The following is a 17,870-nucleotide window of genomic DNA, read 5'->3' as shown; positions in this document are numbered from 1 at the left end:
TTCGGCCTTCCGGCGTTTCCGACTCTATCAGATCCTTTCGGGCCTGATTCCCAGTCAGAGGGGGTTGTCTTCGCGGCTGTTGGGCCGTTCCGACGAGTGAGACTTTAGCGGATTCCCTGCCCCCGACGCTAATCGGGCGGCTCGCGCTCAAACCTTCGAACGCGGATTCCTCATTTCGCAAAAACGCACGGAAAGCGTGACGGCGCGACGAAGCGCCGTCACCTTCTGATTGATCTTGCGGAATGGTTGTCCGGGGCCGACCGGAGTCGGTGCTCACGTCGGACAACTCGGAGAACACTACGGTTCGCGTAATCCCGTGTCAACCCCGGTCCTCGGGCGTACTCTCTCCGTATGACCACGCATGCGCACACCACTCAGTGGTGGGCCGCCTGACCGGCGGCCCCATCTGACGCATGCACTCAGCGGCCGCCGACTCGGCGGCCGTTCGCGTATCCCCTCCGGGTGGGCGGCCGACGGGTCGGCGGCCATAGGAGAGGGAGAACGAACGCGATGAAGCGGATCTTCAGCGGGATCAAGCCGACCGGGCATCTGACCCTGGGCAACTACCTCGGAGCCGTGCGGCGGTGGGTCGAGGTGGACCAGCACGCGTCGGACTCGCTGTTCAGCGTCGTGGATCTGCACGCGCTGACCGTCGAACACGACCCGGCGCGGGTGCGGCGGCTGAGCCGGCAGGCGGCCACGCTGCTGCTGGCCGCCGGGCTCGATCCGAAGCTCTGCACTCTCTTCGTCCAGAGTCATGTGGACGAGCACGCGCGCCTGTCCTATCTGCTGGAGTGCACGGCCACGGACGGCGAGCTGCGGCGGATGATCCAGTACAAGGAGAAGGGGGCGCGGGCGCTGGCGGCCGGGCAGGGAGTGCGGCTGTCGTTGCTGACGTATCCGGTGCTGATGGCGGCGGACATCCTGGCGTACGGCACCGACGAGGTGCCGGTCGGTGAGGACCAGACGCAGCATGTGGAGCTGACGCGGGACCTGGCGGTGCGGTTCAACCAGCGGTACGGGCACGTGTTCACGGTTCCGAAGGCGACGCATCCCCGCGTGGCGGCTCGGGTGATGGATCTGCAGGATCCGAGGTCGAAGATGGGGAAGTCGCACGAGAACGCGGCGGGGATCGTCTATCTGCTGGATGACGAGGACGCCGTGCGGCGGAAGATCATGCGCGCGGTGACGGACAGCGGGTCGGATGTCGCGTACGACCGGGAGAGCCGGCCCGGGGTCGCGAATCTGCTGGATCTGCTGGCGGCCTCGACGGGTGGGGACCCGGAGGCCTTGGCCGGTGTGTACGAGTCGTACGGATCCTTGAAGCGCGACACGGCGGAAGCGGTGGTCGAGTTGCTGCGGCCGGTGCGGGAGCGGCACGCGGAGCTGGCGGCCGATCCGGGATATGTGGACGACGTGCTGCGGGACGGGGCCGAGCGGGCGCGGGGAATGGCGCGGCCGCTGGTGGACCGGGCCTATCGGGCGATCGGGTTGATGCCCGCCGTGTGACGCGTGCCGTGTGAGGGCGGGCTCTGGTGGCGAGGTTTGCGGGTGCCTCGCCACCTGGGCCTGGGCCTGGTGGGTCAGCCGTTGCCGGAGGCGAGTTCGCGGCTGCGGTCGCGGGCGGCTTCGAGGGCGGCGATGAGGGCGGCCCGTACGCCGTGGTTCTCCAGTTCGCGGATGGCGCTGATGGTGGTGCCGGCCGGGGAGGTGACGGCCTCGCGGAGCTTGACCGGGTGCTCGCCGCTGTCGCGGAGCATCACGGCGGCGCCGATGGCGGCCTGGACGATCAGGTCGTGGGCCTGGGCGCGGGGCAGGCCGAGGAGGATGCCGGCGTCGGTCATGGCCTCGACGAGGAAGTAGAAGTAGGCCGGGCCGGAGCCGGAAAGGGCCGTGGCGGCGTCCTGCTGGGACTCGGGGACGCGGAGCGTCTTGCCGACGCCGCCGAAGATCTCCTCGGTGTGCACGAGGTGGTCGGGGGTGGCGTGGCTGCCGGCCGAGATGACGGACATGCCCTCGTCGACGAGGACCGGGGTGTTGGGCATGACGCGGACCACGGGGGTGCCGGCCGTGAGGCGTTCTTCGATGAAGGCGGTGGGGATGCCGGCGGCGGCACTGACGACGAGGCGGTCGGCGGTGACGTGGGGGGCGAGTTCGTCGAGGAGACGGCCCATGTCCTGGGGCTTCACGGCGAGGATGAGGGTGTCGGCGCGCTTGGCGGCCTCGGCGTTGGTGACGGCCTCGACGCCGTAGCGGGCGCGCAGCTCTTCGGCGCGTTCGATGCGGCGGGCGGTGACCAGGAGGTTGGCGGGGCGCCAGCCGGCCCGGATCATGCCGCTGAGGAGCGCTTCACCGATCTTGCCGGTGCCGAGGACTGCGACGGTCTGGGTCATGGCTCTGTTCACCTCGCCGGAGGGGGTACGTGTCGCCATCCTCGCACCGTGTGGGGCGGTGCGGCTCGGGTGTCCGAGGGGCGGTCACGCGGTGCGGCGGCGGAGGGTGGCCGCGCCGAGGGCGAGGACGAGCAGGGCGCAGCCTGCGACGACGAGGGCGTCGCGGATGAAGTCGCCGGTGATGTCGGGGTTGCGGAGGACTTCGTTCATGCCGTCGACGGCGTACGACATGGGCAGGGCGTTGGAGATTCCTTCGAGGACGGGCTGCATCTGGTCGCGGGCGATGAAGAGGCCGCAGAGCAGCAGCTGGGGGAAGATCACGGCCGGCATGAACTGGACGGCCTGGAATTCGGAGGCGGCGAAGGCCGAGACGAAGAGGCCGAGGGCGGTGCCGAGGAGGGCGTCGAGGAGCGCCACGAGGAGGAGCAGCCAGGGGGAGCCGACGACGTCGAGTCCGAGGAGGCCGAGGGCGAGGCCGGTGGCGAGGGCGGACTGGACGATGGCGAGGAGCCCGAAGGCGAGGGCGTAACCGGCGATGAGGTCGCCTTTGCCCAGCGGCATGGCGAGCAGGCGTTCCAGGGTGCCGGAGGTGCGTTCGCGCAGGGTGGCGATCGAGGTCACGAGGAACATCGTGATGAGCGGGAAGATGCCGAGCAGCGAGGCGCCGATGTTGTCGAAGGTGCGGGGGCTGCCGTCGAAGACGTACCGGAGCAGGACGAGCATCAGGCACGGCACGAGGATCATCAGGGCGATCGAGCGCGGGTCGTGGCGCAGTTGCCGCAGGACGCGGGCGGCGGTGGCGAGGGTGCGGGCAGAACTCATCGCTGGGGCTCCTGGAGGCGTACGGCTTCGCGGGCGTCGGCGGCGTCGACGAGGTGGAGGAAGGCCTCTTCGACGGTGGCGGTGTCGTTGCGGCGTCGCAGGGCTTCGGGGGTGTCCTCGGCGAGGATCTCGCCTTCGCGCATGAGGAGGAGGCGGTGGCAGCGTTCGGCTTCGTCCATGACGTGGGAGGAGACGAGGATCGCGGTGCCCCGCGGTGCGGAAGCGCCTGATGTCTCGCCCGAGGCGATGCGGTGGAAGAGGTTCCACAGGTCGCGGCGGAGGACGGGGTCGAGTCCGACGGTGGGTTCGTCGAGGACGAGGACCTCGGGGGTGCCGAGGAGGGCGACGGCGAGGGAGACGCGGCTGCGCTGGCCGCCGGAGAGCCGGCCGGCGAGGGCGTCGGCGTGCGAGGCGAGGTCGACGTCGTCGATGGCGCGGGCGACGGCGGCGCGGCGTTCTTCGCGGTGGGCGCGGCCGGGGAGGAGGACGGCGGCGAAGTAGTCGAGGTTCTGGCGGACGGTGAGGTCGTCGTAGACGGACGGCGCCTGGGTGACGTAGCCGATGCGGGAGCGCAGGGAGGCGTCGCCGGCGGGGCGGCCGAGGACGTCGAGGGTCCCGGTGACGTGCGCCTGGGTGCCGACGATCGCGCGCATGAGGGTGGATTTACCGCAGCCGGAGGGGCCGAGGAGGCCGGTGATGCGGCCCGGCGGGACGGAGAAGTCGAGGCCGCGCAGGACGGTGCGGTCGCCTCGTACGACGGTGAGGCCGTGCGCGGTGATCGCTGGGGCGGGGCCCCCTTCCGAGTAATTCATCATGCGTTGAATAATGCTCCTGGGGGTTCGGGGGCGTCAAGCATCGAGCCCCGGCCGGCTGCTGCCGGTCGGGGCTCTGGGTTGCTCGTGGGGTGGGTTGGGCTACTTGCGCTTGGGCTTCTTTCGGGCCGCCGGGTTTCCCGTGCGGGCGCCACGGCGCTTCTCGTACTGGCTGCGGGCCGTCTCGTACTCGGCGCGGCGCAGCTTCTCTCCCGGCGCCTCGACGAAGCAGCGGAAGAAGTAGGCGAGGAGCGAGCCGATGAAGCCGATCATCTTGAGGCTGCGCATCGAGTCCTCGCGGGCCTGGTCGGCCGGGCGGCGGACGAAGCCCTCCCAGGTCTTGCGGAAGGCGATGGCGCTGCAGATCGCGAACATCAGCACCACCAGCATGTTCACGAAACCGCCGACCTCGGCGATCTCCAGGCCCTGGTAGGCGAAGCGCAGCACGAAGCAGCCCGCCGCCGCGGCGACGAGCGCCCCGAGGGCGACGCCGACGCGGCGCAGCCCGTACCGGCCGTCGTGCTCCACCCACGTCGTCCCGAAGAAGCGGATCTCCTCGGGCTGCGGACCGGCGGGCGCGCCGGCGGTGCTGCTGCTGGGCCTGGCGGTCTGGTCGTCGTCGCTCACGAGGTCGATTATCCCCGTGTCCCCGGCATCGGGGACGGAGGGCGTCAGCCGCAGCGCTTGGCGACGAAGCCGTCGCTGCCCGTCTTCACGTAGGCGTCGGAGACGAACTCGCCGGCCGCGATGTTGTCCCAGATGTTCGTCGTGCCGTACGGGCCGGAGACCCACTCGCCCGTCGTCTGGCAGTTGATCGGCACCCGGACGTCCAGGGCCAGCGTCCGCACGATGCGGTACTGCGTGCCCGGGCCCGAGCGGACGTTCACCCGGTAGCCCGGGGCGACGGGGTAGCGCACCACGCTCGCCGTCGCCACTGTCGTCCCGGCCGCTGCCGTGCCCGCCGTCTCGACCGCCGTCTCGTCCATGCCCATGACGTATCCCCCCGTTGGCGCAAAAAAGCGCTCCGCTGCATTTCACTCTCCGCGACGCGCAGGCTAGCAAGCCCCACCGACATCGCGTGTGCCATCGACTAGGCTCCGTGCGTCGCGCACGCGCGCGAAAGACGACGCGGAACCACACGGGGGTGGGCGATGCCGCCGTTGCGCAGGACCGGTGCCGACCGGGACGCGGAAGAACCCGAGTACGCGGGCGAATACCGCCTCCAGGCCTGCCTCGGCGCGGGCGGCATGGGCGTGGTGCACCTGGCCACCTCCGCCTCGGGGCTGCGGCTCGCGGTCAAGGTGGTGCACGGACAGTACGCGGAGGACCCCGAGTTCAGGGCGCGTTTCCGCCAGGAGGTGGCCGCCGCGCGCAAGGTGAGCGGCGCCTTCACCGCGCCCGTCGTGGACGCCGACCCCGACGCCGTACGCCCCTGGATGGCCACCCTCTACGTGCCGGGCCCCACGCTCGCCGACCAGGTGAAGCGGAACGGGCCCCTCTCCCCCGCCGAGCTGCGCCGGCTGACGGCCGGACTGGCCGAGGCGCTCCGCGACATCCATCGGGCCGGTGTCGTGCACCGCGACCTCAAGCCGAGCAACGTCCTGCTGACGGACACCGGACCGAAGGTCATCGACTTCGGCATCTCCCGGCCGGTCGACAGCGATCTGCACACGGAGACGGGGAAGCTGATCGGCTCGCCGCCGTTCATGGCGCCCGAGCAGTTCCAGCGGCCCCGCGAGGTCGGTCCGGCGGCGGACGTGTTCGCACTCGGCTCCGTACTGGTGCACGCGGCGACCGGGCACGGGCCGTTCGACTCGGACAGCCCGTACATCGTCGCGTACCAGGTCGTGCACGACGAGCCGGACCTGACCGGGGTTCCGGACGCGCTGGCCCCGCTCGTCGCCCGCTGTCTGGCCAAGGAGGCAGCGGAGCGTCCGACTCCGGCCGAGATCATGGCGGCGCTGCAGCCGCCGTCGTACGAGGCGGCGGCGTTCATACCCGCCCAGCGGCGGCCACCCACGCTGCCCGACCCGCTCCCGGTCACGTCGCCCGCCCCGGGGTCGGCCTCCTGGGACGCGGACACGCCCCTACGGGCCCCGGCGCCGCGACCCCGGCGGCGGCTGCTCCGGCTCCGGCCGTCCGTCGTGGCCGCCGCCGTGCTCGCCGCCCTTGCCGCCGGTGGCATGTTCATGGCCCTGAGTGCGGGTGGCGGCGACGCCACCGCGCCCCGGCCGCACCCCGCCGGCGAGGCGGCGGCCCCCTTCGAGGGCTGGGAGACCGCGCTGCCGAAGGACGGAGACCCGGCCACCCCGGCCTGCGTCTCCACCGCCGACGCCCTCCACTGCTCCGGCCGGGGCGTCGCGCTCGCCCGGCTCGACCCCGCCACCGGCCGCGTGCTCTGGTCGCGCCCCGGGCCGGCCGGCGAGCAGGTCTCGCCGCCCGTGCCCTTCGGCGGGGTGCTCGGGGCCGTCGCGGAGGACGGGACGCTGCGGGCGTTCACCGCCGACCGGGGCGAGCCGGTCTGGGACACCGGCGCCGCCGCACGCCAGGAAGGCGCCAACCCCGCCGGGAAGACGCTGCTCTACCCGACCTCCACCTCCGCCGTCCGCGCCGTCGACGGCGCCACGGGCAAGGAGCTCTGGCGCCACGCCCTGGCCGGCTTCACCGCGCCCCGCTTCGGCCCGTACGACGAGGCCTCCGGGCTCGTGGCCGTCTTCGAGACCGCCGGCGGCGCCGCCCGCACCTCGCTCGGAGCCCTGCGCCCCGAGACCGGCGAGATCGTCCGGCGGCAGCGGCTCGCGGGCGATCTCGTCCCCGTGGGCGCGGGCCCGGGCGGTGTCGTGTTCCTGCGCTCGTCGAACGCCGACAGCCAGACCGACGCCCTCGTCCGCCACGACCCGGCCGACGGCTCCGTACGCCGCATCCCCCTGCCGTACCCGATGGACGACCCGAGGATCGCCGTACGCGACGACACCGCCTACCTCCTCGACACCGCCGGCCGCCTGACCGCCCTCGACACCGCCGCCGCGCCCGCCGGGCGGGTGCTGTGGGAGCTGGAGACGGCGGCGGGGAACGTGTCCGCGCCCGTCCTCGGCCCCGGTGAGCGGCTGTACTTCTCCGTGGCCGACGGGCGGCTCCTCGCCGTCGACACCGGGCGCGGGGCGCTGCTCGGGCAGACCGGACCCCGGCTGCGGGACGGACGGCTCGGGTACGCGACGACCGTGCCGGCGCCCGTGGTCGCCGGCGGCAAGGTGTTCGGGACGGCGCCCGACGGGTCCGTGTTCGCCGTGGACGGGCGGGATCCGGCGGGGTGGTGACGGCGGGCGGGCTTGAGGCAGGTGCGCGTGGAGACGGGTTCGGCCCGGGGGCACCTTCGGCCTGACGACAGGCTCGGCCGTGAGGCAGAGCGGGCCTGAGGCAGAGCGGGCCTGAGGCAGAGCAGCCGTGAGGCAGAGCAGCCGTGAGGCAGAGCAGCCGTGAGGCAGAGCGGCCGTGAGGCATGAGTGAGCGCGGGGAGTGGGCCTTTCGCCCGCTCCCCGCGCTCGTACAGCTCTCCGGTGCCTCGGGTCAGCCGAGCTTCGACACGTCCCGCACCGCGCCCTTGTCGGCGCTCGTCGCCATCGCCGCGTACGCCCGCAGCGCCGCCGAGACCTTGCGCTCACGGTTCTTCGGGGCGTAGACCCCGCCCAGCGCCTCGCGGCGGGCGGCCAGCGTCGCGTCGTCGACCAGCAGCTCGATCGCGCGGCTCGGGATGTCGATACGGATCCGGTCACCGTCCTCGACCAGGGCGATCGTGCCGCCCGAGGCCGCCTCGGGCGAGGCGTGGCCGATCGACAGACCCGACGTACCGCCCGAGAAGCGGCCGTCCGTCACCAGCGCGCAGGTCTTGCCCAGGCCCCGGCCCTTGAGGAAGGACGTCGGGTAGAGCATCTCCTGCATGCCCGGACCGCCGCGCGGACCCTCGTAGCGGATGACGACCACGTCGCCGTCCTTGACCTGCTTGTTCAGGATCTTCTCGACGGCCTCCTCCTGCGACTCGCAGACGACGGCCGGGCCCTCGAAGGTCCAGATCGACTCGTCCACGCCGGCCGTCTTCACGACACAGCCGTCGACGGCCAGGTTGCCGCGCAGGACCGCGAGGCCGCCGTCCTTGGAGTACGCGTGGGCCGCGTCGCGGATGCAGCCGCCGGCCGCGTCCGTGTCCAGGGACTCCCAGCGCTCGGACTGGGAGAAGGCGGTCGCCGAGCGCACGCAGCCGGGGGCCGCGTGCCACAGCTCGACGGCCTCGTCGGAGGGCGAGCCGCCGCGCACGTCCCACGTCTCCAGCCACTCCTTGATGGAGCGGGAGTGGACGGTGTGGACGTCCTCGTTCAGCAGCCCGGCGCGGTACAGCTCGCCGAGGATGGCCGGGATGCCACCGGCGCGGTGGACGTCCTCCATGTAGTACGTGCCGCCGGGCGCCACGTTCGGGGCCACCTTCGCCAGGCACGGCACCCGGCGCGAGATCGCGTCCATGTCGGACAGGCCGTAGTCCAGCTCGGCCTCCTGGGCGGCGGCGAGCAGGTGCAGGATCGTGTTGGTCGAGCCGCCCATGGCGATGTCCAGGGCCATGGCGTTCTCGAAGGCCGCGCGGGTCGCGATCGAGCGCGGCAGGACCGAGTCGTCGTCCTCGTCGTAGTAGCGACGGGTGATGTCGACGACGGTGCGGGCCGCGTTCTCGTACAGCGCCTTGCGGGCGGTGTGGGTGGCGAGGACCGAGCCGTTGCCGGGGAGGGAGAGGCCGATGGCCTCGGTCAGGCAGTTCATCGAGTTGGCGGTGAACATGCCGGAACAGGACCCGCAGGTCGGACAGGCGTTCTCCTCGATGCGGAGGATGTCCTCGTCCGAGATCTTGTCGTTGACGGCGTCCGAGATCGCGTCGACCAGGTCGAGCGTGCGGACCGTGCCGTCGACCAGCGTGGCCTTGCCGGACTCCATCGGACCGCCGGAGACGAAGACCGTCGGGATGTTGAGACGCAGGGCCGCGTTCAGCATGCCGGGGGTGATCTTGTCGCAGTTGGAGATGCAGATCAGGGCGTCGGCGCAGTGCGCCTCGACCATGTACTCCACGCTGTCCGCGATCAGGTCGCGGGAGGGCAGGGAGTACAGCATGCCGCCGTGGCCCATCGCGATGCCGTCGTCGACGGCGATCGTGTTGAACTCGCGCGCGATGCCGCCGGCCGCCGTGATGGCCTCGGAGACGATCCGGCCGACCGGCTGGAGGTGGGTGTGGCCGGGGACGAACTCGGTGAAGGAGTTGGCGACGGCGATGATCGGCTTCCGGCCGATGTCCGCGCCGGGTACACCGGAGGCGCGCATCAGGGCGCGTGCGCCCGCCATGTTGCGGCCGTGGGTGACTGTGCGGGACCTCAGCTCGGGCATCGTCGCTCGCTCCTCAGTGTTGCTCGGGGATGCTCAGTGATGGGTGTGCTTGCTTTCGAGCGTACGCCGACGGCCCAAGATCTGGACGGCTTGTCCGCATGCCGGACGTAGTGTTCAGTCTGCGGGCAGCTCATTTCTCGGGCTCCTCGGGCTTTTCCGGCTCCTCGCGCTTCTCCGGCTCCTCGGGCCTCTCAGGCTTCCGTGAGGTAGCGCTGGAGCGTGGGGGCCACGTGCGCCACGATCTCCTCCGGGTCGACAGAGGCCAGCGGCTCGACCTGGATGACGTACCGCAGGATCGCGATCCCGATCATGTGGGAGGCGGCGAGCTCCGCGCGGAACTTGGGGTCCGGTACGTCGAGGTCGGCGGCGATCCGCTCCAGGAGCCGGCGCAGGACGAAGCCACGCAGCACCTTCGCCGCCGCGTCGTGGGTCAGCGCGGAGCGGACGATCGCGAGGAGCGGGGCGCGGCTGACCGGGTTCTCCCAGACGCCGATGAAGTAGCGGGCGAGCCGTTCGCCGATCCCGTCACGGGGGCCGCCGAGGATCGCGGGGAGGACGAGGGCCGGCTCGAAGGAGACCTCGATCGAGGCGGCGAAGACCTCGTCCTTCGTACCGAAGTAGTGGTGCACGAGCGCCGGGTCCACGTCGGCCGCCTTGGCGATGCCGCGCACGGAGGTCTTGTCGTAGCCGCGCTCGGCGAACTGCGCGCGGGCGGCCTCCAGGATGCGCTCGCGGGCGCCGGGTCCGCTCTCCTCCTCGGTACGGGAGGGACGGCCGCGGCGGCGCGGGGCGGCCGGGCCGGTCATGAGCGGGGCACTCCGGAGGGCCGGGCGGCGGAGGCCAGGTGCAGCCGGGTGAAGGCGAGGGCCTCGGCGAGGTCCGCCTCGCGCTCGGCCGCCGACATCGCGCGCCGGGTGTTGACCTCGATCACCACATGGCCGTCGAAGCCGCTGAGCGCGAGGCGGTCCAGGAGCTCCGCGCAGGGCTGGTTGCCGCGGCCGGGCACGAGATGCTCGTCCTTGGCCGAGCCCTTGCCGTCGGCGAGGTGGACGTGGCCGAGGCGGTCGCCCATGCGGTCGATCATGGCGAGGGCGTCCGTGCGGGCCGTGGCGGTGTGCGAGAGGTCCACCGTGAAGTGGCGGTAGTCGTCCTTGGTGACGTCCCACTCGGGGGCGTACGCGAGCATCTCGCGGTCCTTGTACCGCCAGGGGTACATGTTCTCGACGGCGAACCGTACGTCCGTCTCGTCGGCCATCCGCCAGATCCCGTTGACGAAGTCGCGGGCGTACTGGCGCTGCCAGCGGAACGGCGGGTGGACGACCACGGTGGAGGCGCCGAGCTTCTCGGCGGCCGCCTGGGCGCGCTGGAGCTTGACCCAGGGGTCCGTGGACCAGACGCGCTGGGTGATCAGCAGACAGGGAGCGTGGACGGCGAGGATCGGGACCTGGTGGTAGTCCGAGAGGCGGCGCAGGGCCTCGATGTCCTGGCTGACCGGATCGGTCCACACCATGATCTCGACGCCGTCATAGCCGAGGCGCGCGGCGATCTCGAAGGCCGTCGCCGTCGACTCCGGATAGACCGAGGCCGTCGACAGCGCGACCTTCGCATCCGGGATGCGCACGACTGGTTCTGCCACGAAGGACAGGGTACGGGGCGGGACGGGGACGGGGGAGGTGGTTCCGGTCACGGCGGGGGGCGTGGGCGGGTCGCTACGGGGCTCGACGCGGGCACGCGCGCGTGGGCGGCGGGGCACGCGCGCGTGCTCGCGTCGACTGTCGCGCTACTCCTCCGGGAGGTGGTCCAGGCGGCGCAGGATCACGCCCTCGCGCAGGGCCCAGGGACAGATCTCCAGCTCGTCGACGCCGAAGAGGTCCATCGCCGCCTCGGCCACGAGCGCGCCCGCGAGCAGCTGGGGGGCGCGGCCCTCGGAGACGCCCGGCAGGCCCGCGCGCTGGTCGACGGTCATGACGGTGAGCTTGGGGACCCACTCCTCCAGGGACTTGCGGGTCAGCAGCCGTTCGACGTAGAGGCCCTCGCCGGAGCCGGGGGCGCCCGCGATCCGGGCGAGCTGCTTGAAGGTCTTGGACGTGGCCACGACGTGGTCGGGCTTGCCGAAGCGGCTGAACTCCCCGACCGTACGGGCGATCTGGGCCCGCACATGACGGCGCAGGGCCCGTACGTCCGCCGCGTCGGCCGGGTCGCCGGGCAGCCAGCCGGAGGTCAGCCGTCCCGCGCCGAGCGGCAGCGAGACCGCCGTGTCCGGCTCCTCGTCGATGCCGTACGCGATCTCCAGCGAACCGCCGCCGATGTCGAGGAGGAACAGCTTGCCCGCGGACCAGCCGAACCAGCGGCGGGCGGCCAGGAAGGTGAGCCGCGCCTCCTCCTCGCCGGTGAGGACCTGGAGGTCGACGCCGGTCTCGTCCCTGACCCTGGCGAGGACGGCGTCGGCGTTCGTCGCCTCGCGCACCGCCGACGTCGCGAACGGCAGGACCTCCTCGCAGCCCTTGTCCTCGGCGGCGTGCAGGGCGTCCCGCACCGTCGCGATGAGCAGCTCCACCCCGTCCGAGGCGATGGCGCCCCGGTCGTCCAGGAGCTGCGCCAGGCGCAGCTCGGCCTTGTGGGAGTGGGCGGGCAGCGGGCGGGCGCCGGGGTGCGCGTCCACCACCAGCAGGTGCACTGTGTTCGAACCGACGTCGAGGACTCCGAGTCTCATGGGCGGAACGCTACTGCGCCCGCCCGCATACGCTGGGAGGGTGCCAAAGACGAAAAAGGCGAAGCCGGGCAAAGGCAGTGGCAGCGACAGCACCACGGAAGCCCCCAAGCCCCCCAAGGCCCTCAAGACCTCCACGAAGCAGGGCAAGGCGTCCGGAGCGGACATCGAGCCGGACGAGAAGGGGCTGGACTTTCCCCGCGCCTGGGTCGAGTTCCCCGACCCGGCCGACGACGAACAGGTCTTCCGCTGCGACCTGACGTGGCTGACCTCGCGCTGGACGTGCATCTTCGGCAGCGGCTGCCAGGGCATCCAGGCGGGCCGCGCCGACGACGGCTGCTGCACGCTCGGCGCGCACTTCTCCGACGAGGAGGACGAGCAGCGGGTCGCCGGTTACGTGGAGAAGCTCACGCCCGAGCTGTGGCAGTTCCACGACGTCGGCACGGAGACGGGCTGGGTCCAGCTCGACGACGACGGCGACCGGCAGACCCGCCGCTGGAAGGGCTCCTGCATCTTCCAGAACCGCCCCGGGTTCGCGGGCGGCGCCGGCTGCTCGCTGCACATCCTCGCCCTCAAGGAGGGCAAGGAGCCGCTGGAGACCAAGCCGGACGTCTGCTGGCAACTGCCGGTGCGCCGGACGTACGAGTGGATCGACCGGCCCGACGACACCCGGATCCTGCAGGTGTCGATCGGCGAGTACGACCGGCGGGGCTGGGGCCCCGGCGGTCACGACCTGCACTGGTGGTGCACGTCGGCGACCTCCGCGCACGGGGCCGGGGAGCCGGTGTACGTGACGTACCGGCCGGAGCTGACCGAGCTGATGGGCAAGGCGGCGTACGACGTGCTGGTGGAGCTGTGCGAGGCGCGGCTGGCCGCGCAGCTGCCGCTGGTGGCACCGCACCCGGCGGACCCGGCGGGGCGGTAGCCGGGCAGGGATTGGACGTCTGCTGCCGGATATCGGATATCGGATCCAGTGCGTGGGATCCGATATCCGATATCCGGTCTATGACGCCGGTGGGGAGTCGGAGCCGCTCGGAGTGCCCGGGTCGGTCGACTGGCTCGGATCCGTCGTCGGTTGCGGGTCCGTCGTCGGAGGAGGAGTGGTCGGCTCCTCCGTCGGCGGAGGTGTCGTCGGATCGGTGGTCGGCGGAGGTGTCGTCGGCTCCTCCGTCGGCGGTGGGGTCGTCGGCTCCTCGGTCGTCGGCGGAGGCTCCTCCGTCGTCGGGGGCACCGGGGTGGTGGCGCCGCGGCCGTCGATGCGGACGACGGCGCCCGAGGGGTGCACGCCGACCCGCGCGGACCAGGCGCCCGCGGGTTCGCGCGCGTGGTCCACGGAGATCCGTACCGTCACCGACTCGCCCGGGCGCAAGGTGCCCGAGGCCTGGCTCACGTAGAGCCACGGGGCGTCCGACCAGAGCGACCAGTCGACGGGCCCGCCGCCGGAGGCGGTGAGGGTGAGCAGCGTCGTGTCGCCGCTCCCCCGGGCCGTGACCGTGATCCGGCCGGGGCCCGCCTCGCCGGGCGCCGACGGCCCCACCGGCCCGCCGGGGCTGATCACCTCGACCGAGACGTCCGGCGACCGGCTGCCCTGGGTGAAGCGCGGGTCGGGGGTGGTGCGGGCGTTGCCCGCGTTCTCGTAGTGGTCGTACGGGGAGCCGCCGAGGCCCGCCGGGTCGTCCACCTCGCTCGCGGTGACCGGGGCGCCGGCCCTGGCCTCGCCCGCGACGGGACCGCTGCGGTACGAGGCCCAGAGGGCGAGGACCGGGGCCGCGACGACGGCGGCCACGACGGTGGTCGTCACCGCGCGGGCCCGCATCCGGTCGCGGCGGGCCGCGTGGTCCTTGGGGTCCAGCGGGAACCCGGCCGGTCCGAAGCGCGGAGCGCCCGCACGCGCGCGGGGGACGTGCAGCATCGCCACGTACGCGGCCGCCCTGGGCGCCTCGACCAGCGGGAGCCTGGCCGGGGTGGGCGCCGTCGCGCCGGGCCAGGGGCCGCTCGCGCCCGCCCGCTCGGCGGCCCGGCGGCAGCGCGGGCAGTCGTCGACGTGCCGGACCAGTTCGGCGCGCAGGGCGGCGGAGAGCAGCACCTGGTGGTCGCCGGTGAGCCGGGCGACCGTGGGGCAGTTGCCCGTCTCGACGACGGCGAGCGCGGCCCGGGTGCGCTCGACCTCGCAGGCGGCCGACGAGAGCAGGTCGCGGGCGGAGAGCGGGTCGAGGGAGAGCACGGAGGCGACCTCGTGGTGGCCGAGGCCGTGCCGGACGGCGAGTTCGAGCGCCTCGCGCTGCTCGGGGGTGGTGCCGGCGGCCTCGGGCCAGGCGAGGAGGGCCAGTTCGGCGCGGCGGCGCTCGGCGACCTCCTCGGAGACCCGCGGCGGCTCGGGCGCGGCGACGACCGGGCGGCCGGTGTGCGCGCCCTGCCGCTTGCGGCGCTGCTCGCCGAGGCTGCGCAGGCAGGCCCAGCGGGCGAGCGCGTAGAGCCAGGCCCTGCGGCCGTCCTCGTCGGACGGGCACCGGCCGCGGTGGCGTTCGGCGACGGCCAGGACGTCACCGAGGACGGCGGTCGCGGCGTCGTGGTCGCAGAGCACGGAGAGGCAGTAGGTGAACAGGCCGTCCAGATACGCCTCGTAGCGGGCGGGCGGATGCTGCCCCAGGGTGCGGGGACCGGTGCGGGGACCTTCGGCCGCCTGCCGGTGCGCCCGGTGTGCGCCGGTGGTGTGGGTGGGGGGTTCCAGCCTGCTGCTCGTCACTGGGCGACCGTAGGCAGGACAGGGCGGGCTCTTCGTACCCCTTGAACACTTTTAATCCTTACGGGTGAAGGTATCCCTCGAAAGGGGACAGGAACACGGCATTCCGACGCCGTGGCGCCGCTGCCGAACCGTCCGGCTCCCGGCTCGGCCCCCGCTGTCAGTGGGGGCCGCTACGGTGTGGCGCATGGCTGCCCGTACGAAATCCGCCAAGGACAGGCCGTCCTACCGCTGCACCGAATGCGGCTGGACGACCGCCAAATGGCTCGGCCGTTGCCCCGAGTGCCAGGCCTGGGGGACGGTCGAGGAGTACGGCGCGCCCGCCGTCCGCACCACCGCCGCCGGCCGCGTCTCCACGGCCGCGCTCCCCATCGGCCAGGTCGACGGCCGCCAGGCCACCGCGCGCTCCACGGGCGTGGACGAGCTGGACCGGGTCCTGGGCGGTGGCCTGGTGCCCGGCGCGGTCGTCCTGCTCGCGGGCGAGCCCGGCGTCGGCAAGTCGACGCTCCTGCTCGACGTGGCCGCGAAGGCGGCGAGCGACGAGCACCGCACGCTGTACGTGACCGGCGAGGAGTCCGCGAGCCAGGTCCGGCTGCGCGCCGACCGGATCAACGCGCTGAACGACCACCTCTACCTGGCCGCCGAGACCGACCTGTCCGCCGTTCTGGGGCACCTCGACGCCGTCAAGCCGTCCCTGCTCGTCATGGACTCGGTCCAGACCGTCGCCTCCCCGGAGATCGACGGGGCGCCGGGCGGCATGGCCCAGGTGCGCGAGGTCGCCGGGGCGCTGATCCGGGCCTCCAAGGAGCGGGGCATGTCCACGCTCCTCGTCGGCCACGTCACCAAGGACGGCGCCATCGCAGGTCCCCGACTCCTGGAGCACCTGGTCGACGTCGTCCTGAGCTTCGAGGGCGACCGGCACGCGCGCCTGCGGCTGGTCCGGGGCGTGAAGAACCGGTACGGGGCGACGGACGAGGTCGGCTGCTTCGAGCTGCACGACGAGGGGATCACGGGCCTGGCCGACCCCTCGGGCCTCTTCCTGACCCGGCGCGACGTGGCCGTGCCCGGCACCTGCCTGACGGTCGCCCTGGAGGGCCGCCGCCCGCTGGTCGCCGAGGTCCAGGCGCTGACCGTCGACTCCCAGATCCCGTCACCCCGACGGACCACCTCGGGCCTGGAGACCTCCCGCGTCTCGATGATGCTGGCCGTCCTGGAGCAGCGCGGCCGGATCAGCGCGCTCGGCAAGAGGGACATCTACTCGGCGACGGTCGGCGGCGTGAAGCTCTCCGAGCCCGCCGCCGACCTGGCGATCGCGCTCGCGCTCGCCTCCGCCGCCAGCGACACGCCGCTCCCGAAGAACCTCGTGGCGATCGGGGAGGTGGGCCTCGCCGGGGAGGTGCGACGGGTCACGGGCGTGCAGAGGCGGCTCGCGGAGGCGCACCGGCTCGGCTTCACGCACGCGTTGGTTCCCGCCGACCCGGGCAAGGTCCCGGCGGGCATGAAGGTCACGGAGGTGGCGGACATGGGCGAAGCGCTGAGGGTGCTGCCCCGGGGGAGGCGGCCCGCCGAGGGGTCCTGAAGCGCCTTCAACCCTCGGGCCGAGGCCGGAAAGGGTGCCGGTCTTGTCCGGTTGTGCCCACCCGTTCCCCCCTGCGGGACGAGGGGGCACGGCCCTTGCGGGGCGGGCCCCGCGGGCGGTGTCGCTAGACTTTGCCCTGGTCTCGCCCATCCGTACGAGCCGGAGGAGAGCAGTGGCAGCCAAGGACGGGAACGAAGCGCTGATGCGCGCGGCCCTCAGCGCGGTCGCTCCCGGCACCGCACTGCGCGACGGGCTCGAGCGCGTTCTGCGGGGAAACACCGGCGGTCTGATCGTGCTCGGCATGGACAAGACGGTGGACTCGATGTGCACCGGCGGCTTCGTGCTGGACGTGGAGTTCACGGCGACCCGGCTGCGTGAGCTGTGCAAGCTCGACGGCGGGCTCGTCCTCGACAAGGACATCTCCAAGATCCACCGGGCCGGTGTCCAGCTCGTGCCGGACGCCTCCATCCACACCGAGGAGACCGGTACCCGGCACCGCACCGCGGACCGGGTCTCCAAGCAGTGCAACTTCCCGGTGGTCTCCGTCTCCCAGTCGATGCGCCTCATCGCCATCTACGTGAACGGTGAGCGCCGCGTCCTGGAGGAGTCCGCCGCGATCCTCTCCCGGGCCAACCAGGCGCTCGCCACCCTGGAGCGGTACAAGCTCCGTCTCGACGAGGTCGCCGGCACGCTCTCCGCGCTGGAGATCGAGGACCTGGTGACCGTCCGGGACGTCACGGCCGTCGCGCAGCGCCTGGAGATGGTCCGCCGGATCGCCACCGAGATCGCCGAGTACGTCGTCGAGCTCGGCACCGACGGCCGGCTCCTCTCGCTCCAGCTGGACGAGTTGATCGCGGGCGTGGAGCCCGAGCGCGAGCTCGTCGTCCGGGACTACGTACCGGAGCCGACGGCCAAGCGCTCGCGCACGGTCGCCGAGGCGCTCACCGAGCTCAACGCGCTCACCCACGCCGAGCTGCTCGAACTGCCCATCGTGGCGCGGGCCCTGGGCTACAGCGGCTCCCCCGAGACCCTCGACTCCGCGGTGTCCCCGCGCGGCTACCGGCTCCTCGCCAAGGTCCCGCGGCTGCCCGGCGCGATCATCGAGCGGCTCGTGGAGCACTTCGGCGGACTGCAGAAGCTGCTCGCGGCCAGCGTGGACGACCTCCAGACCGTCGACGGCGTCGGCGAGGCCCGGGCGCGCAGCGTCCGCGAGGGCCTCTCCCGGCTCGCGGAGTCCTCGATCCTGGAGCGGTACGTCTAGAAGCGGACCGGTACGGAGAAGGGGCGGTACGGGAATCCCGTACCGCCCCATCAAACAAACCCGACGACGGCGCCGCCCAGCCCAGAACAGCGAAACCAAACCAATTTAAGCGGGAAGACCATGGCCCAC

General features: G+C 72.6%; 15 protein-coding genes. 5 read left to right on the top strand and 10 right to left on the bottom strand.

From position 1 onward, the window contains the following. Positions 1 to 510: 510 nt before the first annotated feature. On the top strand, positions 511 to 1,509 hold the full coding sequence (gene trpS, locus ACWF79_RS33945) for a tryptophan--tRNA ligase (protein ID WP_453732026.1): 999 nt from the start codon (positions 511 to 513) through the stop codon (positions 1,507 to 1,509). Positions 1,510 to 1,583: 74 nt separating this feature from the next. On the opposite strand, the gene proC is transcribed toward trpS, so the two are convergent. The 5 genes from proC to ACWF79_RS33920 form a co-directional block, all read right to left on the bottom strand. Continuing rightward, entirely contained in the window at positions 1,584 to 2,393 is an 810-nt protein-coding gene (gene proC / locus ACWF79_RS33940; protein ID WP_453732025.1) for a pyrroline-5-carboxylate reductase, read from the bottom strand. 84 nt (positions 2,394 to 2,477) lie between these two features. Further along, the gene (locus ACWF79_RS33935) at positions 2,478 to 3,215 is read right to left on the bottom strand and encodes an ABC transporter permease (RefSeq protein ID WP_453732024.1); all 738 of its coding nucleotides are present in this window, start codon (positions 3,213 to 3,215) and stop codon (positions 2,478 to 2,480) included. After that, on the bottom strand, positions 3,212 to 4,030 hold the full coding sequence (locus ACWF79_RS33930) for an ABC transporter ATP-binding protein (protein WP_453732023.1): 819 nt from the start codon (positions 4,028 to 4,030) through the stop codon (positions 3,212 to 3,214). Before ACWF79_RS33930 ends, ACWF79_RS33935 begins: the two co-directional genes overlap by 4 nt. 99 nt (positions 4,031 to 4,129) lie before the next feature. After that, positions 4,130 to 4,654 carry a hypothetical protein gene (locus ACWF79_RS33925; RefSeq protein WP_453732022.1) on the bottom strand — a complete coding sequence of 175 codons (525 nt, stop codon included), beginning with the start codon at positions 4,652 to 4,654 and terminating at the stop codon, positions 4,130 to 4,132. Positions 4,655 to 4,698: 44 nt separating this feature from the next. Next, positions 4,699 to 5,019, bottom strand: coding sequence for a hypothetical protein (locus ACWF79_RS33920; protein ID WP_453732021.1), 321 nt, complete (start codon positions 5,017 to 5,019; stop codon positions 4,699 to 4,701). A 159-nt stretch (positions 5,020 to 5,178) separates the two neighbouring features. On the opposite strand from ACWF79_RS33920, the gene ACWF79_RS33915 reads away from it, so the two are divergent. Then, positions 5,179 to 7,344, top strand: coding sequence for a protein kinase domain-containing protein (locus ACWF79_RS33915; protein ID WP_453732020.1), 2,166 nt, complete (start codon positions 5,179 to 5,181; stop codon positions 7,342 to 7,344). A gap of 250 nt (positions 7,345 to 7,594) precedes the next feature. Here ACWF79_RS33915 and ilvD read toward each other — a convergent pair whose 3' ends face one another. The 4 genes from ilvD to ACWF79_RS33895 all read right to left on the bottom strand — a co-directional run bounded on the left by ilvD (position 7,595) and on the right by ACWF79_RS33895 (position 12,161). Next, positions 7,595 to 9,448: a dihydroxy-acid dehydratase gene (gene ilvD / locus ACWF79_RS33910; protein ID WP_453732019.1), complete on the bottom strand. Its 1,854-nt coding sequence runs from the start codon at positions 9,446 to 9,448 to the stop codon at positions 7,595 to 7,597. Positions 9,449 to 9,639: 191 nt separating this feature from the next. Further along, complete coding sequence (locus ACWF79_RS33905; RefSeq protein ID WP_453732018.1) at positions 9,640 to 10,254, bottom strand: TetR/AcrR family transcriptional regulator; 615 nt, start codon at positions 10,252 to 10,254, stop codon at positions 9,640 to 9,642. Next, entirely contained in the window at positions 10,251 to 11,084 is an 834-nt protein-coding gene (locus ACWF79_RS33900; RefSeq protein WP_453732017.1) for a sugar phosphate isomerase/epimerase family protein, read from the bottom strand. Before ACWF79_RS33900 ends, ACWF79_RS33905 begins: the two co-directional genes overlap by 4 nt. A gap of 144 nt (positions 11,085 to 11,228) precedes the next feature. Next, entirely contained in the window at positions 11,229 to 12,161 is a 933-nt protein-coding gene (locus ACWF79_RS33895; protein WP_453732016.1) for a Ppx/GppA phosphatase family protein, read from the bottom strand. A 40-nt stretch (positions 12,162 to 12,201) separates the two neighbouring features. On the opposite strand from ACWF79_RS33895, the gene ACWF79_RS33890 reads away from it, so the two are divergent. Beyond that, positions 12,202 to 13,083, top strand: a complete 882-nt coding sequence (locus ACWF79_RS33890) for a hypothetical protein (protein ID WP_453732015.1) — start codon at positions 12,202 to 12,204, stop codon at positions 13,081 to 13,083. Between the two features lie 78 nt (positions 13,084 to 13,161). Here the strand turns inward: ACWF79_RS33890 and ACWF79_RS33885 are convergent, their stop codons facing one another. Then, a complete protein-coding gene (locus tag ACWF79_RS33885; RefSeq protein ID WP_453732014.1) occupies positions 13,162 to 14,904 on the bottom strand; it encodes a BACON domain-containing protein in 1,743 nt (580 codons plus the stop codon). A gap of 184 nt (positions 14,905 to 15,088) precedes the next feature. Here ACWF79_RS33885 and radA point away from each other — a divergent pair, with 184 nt between their 5' ends. Together radA and disA are read left to right on the top strand one after the other, a co-directional pair. Beyond that, complete coding sequence (gene radA, locus ACWF79_RS33880; RefSeq protein ID WP_453732013.1) at positions 15,089 to 16,480, top strand: DNA repair protein RadA; 1,392 nt, start codon at positions 15,089 to 15,091, stop codon at positions 16,478 to 16,480. A gap of 202 nt (positions 16,481 to 16,682) precedes the next feature. Next, positions 16,683 to 17,741 (top strand): DNA integrity scanning diadenylate cyclase DisA, encoded by a 1,059-nt coding sequence (gene disA / locus ACWF79_RS33875; protein WP_260228475.1) that lies wholly within the window; start codon positions 16,683 to 16,685, stop codon positions 17,739 to 17,741. Positions 17,742 to 17,870 lie beyond the last annotated feature (129 nt).

The organism is Streptomyces sp. NPDC054975 (assembly GCF_053609105.1).
The sequence above is the reverse complement of the archived record's forward strand: the minus strand, read 5'-3'. Positions and strand labels throughout refer to the sequence as shown.